Genomic DNA, 9,839 nt, shown 5'->3' with positions numbered 1-9,839 from the left:
TGTTACCTGTTCACTACCTAAGAAATAAGAAGGTGAACTTATTTGAGCACTTGTTGGAGTTATCTGAGTTATTTGTAAATCAGCTGGATTTAAACCAGGAATCAATTGTGTAATAACATCTTTTATTATTTGGGGTTCATTATTATCTAACCAACCTAAATCTTTTCTTGATAATACATTACTGAAAGACGGTTTGATTTGGAATGTTACCTGTTCACTACCTAAGAAATAAGAAGGTGAACTTATTTGAGCACTTGTTGGAGTTATCTGAGTTATTTGTAAATCGTTTGAATCAAAATTAGGAATTAATACAGTAATTAATCCAGTAATAACATCTTTTATTGTTTGAGGTTCATTATTATCTAACCAACCTAAATTTTTATTTTTCAAAACGCTATTTAAAGGAAGTTTAATTTGATATGTAACTTCTACACTACCTACAAAGTCACCTGGAAAACTTATTTCTGCTTTTTTATTACGCGGCGGTGTCATATGAAGATTATATAATTTTAAATTAGGATTTAATCTTAAAATAGCTTCATTAATAGTTCTAGGCTCTTCATCTTCTAAAAATCCTAGTTCTGTTTTTGTAAAAACAGGAAACAAAGGAGGCTTGATCAGGTATGAAGCTTTTACAATACCTAAGAAGTCATTTGGTGCGCTTACTTCTACTTCTTGATTTCTAGTTAACGTAATTTGAAGATTATATTTTTTTAAAGCAGGATTTAAATTTATAATAGCATCTATAATAGTTTTATCATCAATATTATCTAATTTTCCTAAATCTGTATTTAAAAGAACACTAGATAAATATTTTTTTTTTTTGTGATGCGGTAATACAATTCCATGTGTTGGTTGTGCTTCAATTTTATTGAAATTATTAAAAGAAATTAATAACCAAAAAATAAAAACAAAAACAAAATAAAAAATATTTAAAAAAATTTTTTTATAATTTTTATCTTTTCTCATTTATATAGTTTTCTAATTATAATTTATTTTTATTAAAAAGACTATTAAAAAATTAAAAGAATATTATTATAAATTAAATGTTTTTATTTTTTAAACTAAATTAATTTATGTAAAATAATTTTTTTTATAAAAAATAAATTAACTAAATAAATTATTCCAATTACTTCCGTATTTATATAAATTAATTATATCATATATAATCTCAAAAAACCCAAAAAAAGTTAAAAAACAAATATTTTTTAATTTTTTAAACTTTAAATTTAAAAAATAATATATTTTATTTTTTAAATTTATATTTTTTTATTTTTTTAATTAAATTAAAATTTTATTTTTATCAATAAACTTTCAACAAAATATAAAAATACTTTTGTAAAATAAAAGTTAATAAAAAAGAAAAAAGTCAAACTGTTTTTTTAGTAAAAACTAATTTTACTTTATTTTTTCTTTTAAAGAGGGTTACGTTTTGATGGGTCAACGCCCATTCACTACACAACAAAATTAAGAGGTTACATTTTGATAACATGAAATAAAAAATAAATATTAATAATATAAAAAAATATATAATATTAATGGTTTATTCTTTTCAAGAAATAAAAAAATGTCAATAAATAGGGAAAAAATTTGATAAAAGACCACTACAAGAAAATAATTTTATATAAAAACAAATTAGCAGATTCAAAAATTTAAATAATTATATATCTATTAAAAAATTAATAAGTTTATCTATCAAAAAGAAAATGATATTATAAAATAAAGAAATTACATTGTTAATATTTAAAAAAATGTCCTTTAACCAGAAAGTTAATAATAATTTCAAAAAAATAATTTTTTAATAAAAAATATATTCCCTTTTTTTTGTTATTAAAAATGTCATTGAATTTAAAAGATAAATATAGAAAGATAATTTTTTTTATAAAGGCTTTTTTAATTAAAAATAAAAAATATTTAAATTAAATTATATGAAAAGAGTTTTTAATGAGAATAATACCTTATGAATTATATCCTTATACTCCAGATATTTCTTTATGTTCTTTAAGAAAAGAATTTGGTATGTACGATCACTGTTTAAATAAAGATATTAAAAATAAAGCTATGCAACCTTTTTTAGATTTAGGACGTAATTATTTTAATTTATCTATACATAAATGGTTTTTAGAAATGAATCAACGACGTCATTATATTAATAGTTTTCATTCTTTTTACGCTCAAAAAAATAAATATACTACAGTTAATACAAATTTTTTAATAATTTTAGAATGTTGTATTCAATGGGAAATAAAAAACTTTTCTCCTTATAATACATCTTTACCATGGTATGAAATTTATAAATCTTTATTAGTTATAAATAATAAAAGTTATTTTTCTTATTATTCATTATCTTTTGAAAGATATCAATATTTAAAAAAATGGTACCATGAAAATTTTATGTGCTTAAATAAGCAAGGCAATTTAAAACCGAAAAATCTTGATATGAATAAAGTAATTATATTTTTTAAAAAATATCTAATAATAAAATAAAAAATATTTTTTAGAAAAAATTTTAATATATACTGTTAATTATAATGTTTAAGTTATAAAATTTATAATAAAAAATAATTATAATCAGCAGCGAAAAGAAGTAATTCAAATAAAATTAAAAAAATATTTCTAAAGTAATAAAAAAATCATTTTTTGTTTAATTAATAAAAATAAAAAATAAACATTAAAAATTAAAAAACAAAAAAATGTTTGATTAAATTTAAAAAATATATTTATAATTATAAAGCATTTAAATTTTGTAAATAAAATTATTTAAAAAAGTTAGAAAGTAAGAAAAATTTATTAAAATGACAATTAAAATTAAAAACAATTTAAAAAATATAATTATTTTTTTATTTATTCTCTTTATACCTTTGTTATTATTAAATGATAATATTAAAGTAAAAGCGATAGAAAATAATTTAAATGATATAAAACCTAATATTTGGGACTATAAATTAAAGTTATTTGATTCTATAGTTGAAAAAAATAAAATAGAAGAAATTATTTTTTATTATAAAAATAAAGTTCAAATAAATTTAGAAGATAAAAAAAATATTAATATATTAGAAAAAAAAATTTTTCAAATAAATCAACAAATATTTTTAATAAAACAAAAAATATCAGAACCAAAAAGCATTATAAAAAAGAATAAAGCAAAAAATATAAAAAAAGTAACTTTCGATTTGAAACCTTATATTAAAATTATAGAATAAAAAAATAGATAAAATGTTATTATAAAAATTATAAAACTTCCTTAACGAAAGTTTTTTAAAAAATATATTACAATTTTTACTTCTTGGTTTTTAATATTATATTTTGTAACTATATAATTTCTAATTTCTATTTAGAGGTTTAATATAAAAATCAAAATACATTATTTATTTAAGAAACATTAGAATTTAATGTTATTCATTTTTATATTTTTTATTTCTTTTTTATTTTTTTTTGATAAATAACAATTATATATAAAAAATATTTTTAATACTTTTTTATAGTAACTATTTTTTCATAACCAAAAAAATATTTTTAAATATTTCAATTTTGCTAGTAATTGATTTGATATTAAAATAATATTTAAAAATTTTTAATAATTTGAAATATAATTGTTAGGATTTCAAATAAATTTTTCATTTCATATTATAAAAAAAATTTTACATAGTTTAAAAAATCATTCTATTTTTAATTCAGATAATTTCTATTTTTAAATTTATAAATTAATAAGAACAAAGTTAATTTTCAGGTTATAAATTAAAATTAATTGACTTAATAGTTTTCAATATTCTGAATAACACTTTTTTTGATAATTTTAGGTAAATTAAAACTTTAACTAAATTACTAAAATTGTGAAATCATATTAGTTAGTTATTTTTTTTATTTAATTATTTATTATTAACTATTAACTTAAATATATGGATAGATTATTTGCGTTTCGAAAGCAGGATTTGTTCTTTCTTCTCTCTATTACAAACAAGCCCCCTGTCCAAACCGTACTAGCAATTTTCCAAGCATACGGCTTTCCCATTTATAAATCCTTTTGGAGGAGACCTATTATATATCAATATATATATTGATATATATTCTGCTGTTATTCAGATGTCTTTTATTTTAATTTTTAATTTCATCTTTTTTGGTTGAAATTGTTTATTTTTTGATTGGTTTTATATCTATGACAATCTTTGCAAAGCTTAATAGTCTTTTTATTCAAGATACTTTGCCAGTTCCTATCACGTACTGTCTTCATATGATGAATTTACAATTTACAGTTTTTTTTGGCATAGTTCACATTTTTTCGCTCTTAAGCGGTCTGTGTGAGATGAGTTCTTTCCGAGATAAATGTTAAGATTTGGGATTATATCAGGGTTTATTCCTTTATAATTTCTCATCTTTTTTATTTTCTCCCAGTTGTATTCTGTCCAAACTTCATATTTAGGTTTACCCTTTGTGGTGTATTTTATACCCCAGGTTTTACCTATCTTCAATTTCTTCCTAACTCTCTTCGCAAGTGAAGTTTTATCCTTGCTTGCCAAGGTCTTTAAACATGAGTATTCAGCTACATAAGCCAGTTTCATTGGTTGGCTTAAATTTTCTCTATATACAAAGTATTTAATTATTCCTTCTACATTTAATTTATATGAGCGGATTATTTCTCTAATCTGTGTCTCTAGCATGTAGTTGTTTATTGGGAATAATTTTTCTTTTTTCATCCATTTTGAACATTTGTTTTTTTATTTCATCCTTTTGGGTATTAATATTCTTACTTTCCCATTTCGTGATTTCTTTGTTGTTTTCTTTTTGTTGTTTGTCGCTGTTGGATTAATTTTAATCATATAGAAGAGAAATTTGGTACCTTTGTATGTAGGAACAATTTTTTGATTCGTCATAAGCAATTGTAAGTTTTAAGTCTTCCAACCAGTTGATTATTTTGTTTTTAATTTCCTCTGCTTGCTCTCTTGTTACGCCGCATCCAATTATCATGTTATCCGCATAACGGATGTATTATACTCTTGGATTTGGGTTTAGGTTAATATTTGTGTCAACTTTAATTGTTCTTCTGTTTTTTTATATAATTTGTCATATTCGGGGTTGTGTTTTTTAATAGGCATCCTTCTTTCTATTCTTTTTTCCATTTTTTTATCTATTTGATTCAAATAAATATTGACTAATAGTGAGGAAATAATTCCACCTTGTGGTGAGAGCCTGAATAAGTTTGTTGAAATTGGTAGTTTTCCATTACTCCAGCTTTTTTTAGCCATTTGTTAATGGTTTGGAGGGTTTTATTTTTATAGATATCGCTAACACAATATTTTCATTAATTTTTGATGGTTGATTGTATCAAATTATCCTTTAATGTCAATCTTTATTAACCATTTCCAATCCTTTGAATCTCTTTTTAACGCGTTTTATTGCATCATGACAGGACTTTCCAGGTCTGAATCAAAAACTCCATTTTTAGAATTTTATTTCGTAGAATGGATTAAGTAGTTGATAAATCTTTTGTTGATTTACTCTGTCATATCGATTATTGGAATTCCTAAGGATCTTTTCTCTCTGTTAGTTTTTGTAATGTATAATCTTCTTGCAGGTTTAGGATGATATTTGTTTAATTTATAGCTATTTTTTAGTTTTTCAATATATTCTAAATTCTTTACCGTTAATTGTTTTCGCATAAGTCCCATGATGTGTTCCTGCTCCTTGTTTTGTGTCTATTTTGTTGAATACAATTGTTGTGTTGTCTAAGGATTACATCCCTTTTTGTAATTCTTTTTTTATGATTTGTTGTTTAAAGATTTCTTCTGAATATTTTTCAGTAAGTTCGAAAGCTTAAAAGGTTGATTGCATTAATATCAATATCCTTTTTTACAAACTGAATTTACATTATAAATCTGACTTCCTTCACCCTATGAAGATTGTTAACCTTCGTCCTGGGTGGGTGATTTACTTTATTATTCCAAAAAAAGATTTAACTACACCGACTACTAAAAGTCTCTTTTTTTCTTGCATCGACGGTCTTATTATTATTCTGTCTTTTAACCGCTTAAACGGTGATGTTTAGGAATCTACAAGTTCCTCCCTTTATCTACCTTCATTCCTTAGGGGGAAGTAACCACTTATGTTTTAATGTCTTTCCTGACTGTTGGTGATATTCCAGGTTTATTTGTTGATAAACTATCCAATACTATTTACATATATTGATAGACTCTGGACTTGCTAGTTTCAGTAGTTTAAGAAACAGGTTTTAGTATTGCATCTCCTTTTATTCTTAGGCAATTGCAGGCTTCTCCGTAGAATAATTTGGTTTTGGTATCTTCTTGGACTAACTACTTAGTCTCAATCCGCTTTTAGGAACTGCTATAATTCATTATTCTTTCTTTTAATGAACCGTTTTTCTATCCTTTCAATTGTTTATCGGCACTGGTTATTGGTTAAATAACACTATAAAGAGGGATCTTCGGCACCCTAACAATTAGATATTGAATATGATAAAAAAGAAAAAAGGTTGAAAACAAATCTTTCCCCTTTTTATTTTATCTCTCTTTTCTTAATTTTTACGCCGTAATTTTGGTCTAATAGATTATAAAACTATCTCAAAATAAATTCAAATAAAACTGAATTAATTCTTTTATTTAATTAATTTTTTTTCAAACATTTTTTTAAAAAATTAAAATTCTAGTGAATATAATATTCTATTATCTCTAAAAAAAAGTGTTTCTGTATATTTTAAAAAATTTGAAAAATAAAAAAATATTGGTTTAAATTAAAAAAAAACATATTTTTTTAATATAAAAAAATTTATTTTTATATTAAAAAATTATAAAAACATGTAATAAAATGTAATGTAGTAATTTATTCATTTTTAATTTATTAAATTCAAATTATTATTTGAAAATTAAATATAAATAGATAGTTTATAACAAATAATTTCACAAAGGAAATGAATATAATTTAATGTGGAAACAAATTATTGAAAAGGAAAAACAAAAAAAATATTTTAAAAATATATTATTTTTTTTAAGAAAACAAATAGAACAAAAAAAACAAATTTTTCCTTCTTATCATAATATTTTTAAAGCTTTTGAATTAACCCCTTGGCATAATACAAAAGTTATTCTTTTAGGTCAAGATCCTTATCATGGATTAAATCAGGCACATGGTTTATCTTTTAGTGTTGCTAATGCTAAGACTCCTCCAAGTTTAAAAAATATTTTTAAAGAATTAAAACAAGATATTGGTTTAATCACTATGAATAATGATTTATCTGTTTGGGCTCAAGAAGGAGTTTTATTATTAAATGTTATTTTGACAGTCAATAAAAATGAACCTTTAAGTCACCAAAATATTGGGTGGGAACATTTTACAACAAATATTTTCAAATGTTTAAATCAAAAAAAAAATTTAGTTTACATTTTATGGGGTAAGTTTGCTCAAAGTTATGCTTCTTATATCAATACAAAAAATAATTATATTATTAAAAGCCCTCATCCTTCTCCTTTTTCTGCTCATAGAGGTTTTTTTGGTTCTAAACCTTTTTCTAGAACAAATAAATATTTAATTTATCATAATATTAAACCTATAAATTGGAATTTGAAAAAATAATATCTTTTTGAATATTATTTCATTAATTTTTTAATTAAACTGTTACTCATATTGATCTTTTAATATTCTGTGTGACTATTAAAAGTTCCATATAAAATTCTGATCTTTTAAAAAGGGCGTTGTCACAAAGGTTACCAAAACTAAATTCATGTTTTTTCTTTACTACACATCAAACCAACCACATATTAATTTTATTTTTGTAATTATAAATCTATATTTTTATTGTATAATAAACAAGGTTTAAATATCTTTTTTTAAAAATATTGATTTTTTAGTTTTTAAAAATAAATTTTTTCTTTTTTTATTAAATTTATTAATTTTTACATTTTAGAAAGGGTTATTTTTGCAATTAAATAAAAATAGCAATAATATTTCAAACAAAATATTTTTTTTAGTATTAATTTCAATTATATCTTTTTTCTTATTTCAAATATTCAAATATAAAGAAAAACAAAATAGAAAAAAAAATTCAAAATTAAATGAAGAAAATATAATTTTAGATAGAGATAATAAAAATTCCTTTATAGAAAAAGAATCTTTAAATAATAAATCAAATGATAATAATTATTCAAAAGAAATAAAAAGTAACATTGATAAAGAAGAAATTTTAGAATCTAAAAAAAGATTAATGTTAAATAAGTTACCTTTGAATATTTCTATAATATATAAAGAAGAAAATCCTGATATAATAGAAATAATTTCCCCAGATTTAACAAAATTAGAATATAATTATGTAAAAGGAAAAATAAATAAATTAATTGATTTCGAAAAAAATATAAAAGAATATGATGGTCAAAACGGTCATTTATTAAAAGAAAAAAATAAAAACGGAACAATTAAAGAATATAATACTTGTCTAAAAAAAGAAGTCTTTTATGATGGAACAATAAGAGAATATTTTAATTTTTATTTTAAAGATATATCACCTGATAAAAAAATTATCAAAGAATATATTCTGGATTCTAAGAAATTAATAAAAATTATTTTAAATAATAATTATATAAGAGAATATGGATTATATACTAATAAATTAATAAAAGAAATTTTACCTAATGGAGAAATAAAAATATATGATTATAAAGAAAATATAATTATTGAAAAAAGAATGCCAGACGGTAAAATCGAACAATATGATAAAAAAAATGGTTTTTTAATGAAAGAAATTTTTCCAGATGGAAAAATTATAGAAGCCATAAAGGAATATAACGAAAATAACCAAATAACAAAAATAACTTTATCTAATAAGAATATAGTAGAATTTGAAGAAAATTCAGATGAAATAAAACAAATAATTTTTCCTGATGGCACTAAAAAAAAAGTTTATAAAGAATATAATAAAGAAAATAATAAATTAATTAAATGGATTTCAGCTGATGGCAAACATATTAAAGAATTTGATTCCGAGAGAGGTGTATTAATAAAAGAAAAATTACCAGATGGTGTAATTAGAGAATATGATCCAGAAACTAATTTATTAACTAAAGAAATTTTTAAAGAAGATTTTTATGTTTCTTATGAATACTTCCCTAATACAAATGAAATATTCCAAACTATATTTTCTAATGGAGTTACTGTTAAACACGATTTAAATTTTTAAAAATTATTAAATTTAAGCTATATTCTATATTGATATTAGTAAAAAATATTTCATATTTAATTTAAATTGCTTAGTTTAATTTTTTATTTTTATCATAAATTTTTATGAATCGAAATAATTTAAAATAAAATTAATATTAATTAGAAATAAAAAAGATTTAAATAAAAAATTTTTAAAGATATTTATATTTTAACAGTAAAAATGAGATAGAATATATTTTTTTTTATTTATATAAAAATAAATTTTTATTTTTTTACAGCCGAAAGAATTAAAATAATAAGTAAAAAAAATGTAAAAATAAAAATAATAAAAAAAGTAAATATCTGAAATTTATCTATCTCATCTTTTTTTTCTATAATATTTTTGTCTGAATCATAATAAACATCTACTTTTCCATTAAAATCATTGGATTTAATATTAGCCTTATTTTCTTCTAATAATATTTCTACAACAAGATTATCTACTTTTAAGTTTGGATTCAATTTTTTGATTTTATTAATTATTTCTTCTTTGTTAATTTTTTTTAAAAAACCTAAATCAGTTTGAGTCAAAACATCTTTAAGGGAAAGAGTTGATTGACTGGGTGAAGTGTGTGATTTAAGATGGAAATGTACTTTCAATATTAAACTTCCATAATCTTTGGAGCTAACTAAAGCGG

8 protein-coding genes are annotated in these 9,839 nt (G+C 20.8%); 4 read left to right on the top strand and 4 right to left on the bottom strand.

All coding sequences use genetic code 11. The annotated features are described in order from the left end of the window. On the bottom strand, positions 1–969 hold a 969-nt coding region (locus Q8777_RS01400; RefSeq protein ID WP_318749367.1), incomplete at its 3' end, for a hypothetical protein. 975 nt (positions 970–1,944) lie between these two features. On the opposite strand from Q8777_RS01400, the gene Q8777_RS01395 reads away from it, so the two are divergent. Both Q8777_RS01395 and Q8777_RS01390 read left to right on the top strand, forming a co-directional pair. Beyond that, entirely contained in the window at positions 1,945–2,487 is a 543-nt protein-coding gene (locus Q8777_RS01395; RefSeq protein WP_318676478.1) for a hypothetical protein, read from the top strand. Positions 2,488–2,795: 308 nt separating this feature from the next. Then, entirely contained in the window at positions 2,796–3,203 is a 408-nt protein-coding gene (locus Q8777_RS01390) for a hypothetical protein (RefSeq protein ID WP_318676477.1), read from the top strand. Positions 3,204–4,247: 1,044 nt separating this feature from the next. On the opposite strand, the gene Q8777_RS01385 is transcribed toward Q8777_RS01390, so the two are convergent. Together Q8777_RS01385 and Q8777_RS01380 are read right to left on the bottom strand one after the other, a co-directional pair. Then, entirely contained in the window at positions 4,248–4,694 is a 447-nt protein-coding gene (locus Q8777_RS01385; RefSeq protein WP_318749368.1) for a group II intron reverse transcriptase/maturase, read from the bottom strand. Between the two features lie 312 nt (positions 4,695–5,006). Then, complete coding sequence (locus Q8777_RS01380) at positions 5,007–5,243, bottom strand: hypothetical protein (protein WP_318749369.1); 237 nt, start codon at positions 5,241–5,243, stop codon at positions 5,007–5,009. A 1,693-nt stretch (positions 5,244–6,936) separates the two neighbouring features. On the opposite strand from Q8777_RS01380, the gene Q8777_RS01375 reads away from it, so the two are divergent. Beyond that, complete coding sequence (locus Q8777_RS01375) at positions 6,937–7,584, top strand: uracil-DNA glycosylase (protein WP_318676470.1); 648 nt, start codon at positions 6,937–6,939, stop codon at positions 7,582–7,584. 343 nt (positions 7,585–7,927) lie between these two features. Beyond that, on the top strand, positions 7,928–9,181 hold the full coding sequence (locus Q8777_RS01370) for a hypothetical protein (protein WP_318676469.1): 1,254 nt from the start codon (positions 7,928–7,930) through the stop codon (positions 9,179–9,181). A gap of 245 nt (positions 9,182–9,426) precedes the next feature. On the opposite strand, the gene Q8777_RS01365 is transcribed toward Q8777_RS01370, so the two are convergent. Further along, on the bottom strand, positions 9,427–9,839 hold a 413-nt coding region (locus Q8777_RS01365), incomplete at its 5' end, for a hypothetical protein (protein ID WP_318676467.1).

The sequence above is a fragment of the Candidatus Phytoplasma stylosanthis genome (assembly GCF_032886435.1).
GTDB lineage: Bacteria > Bacillota_I > Bacilli_A > Acholeplasmatales > Acholeplasmataceae > Phytoplasma > Phytoplasma stylosanthis.
This window is presented reverse-complemented; position numbering and strand designations above follow the sequence as displayed.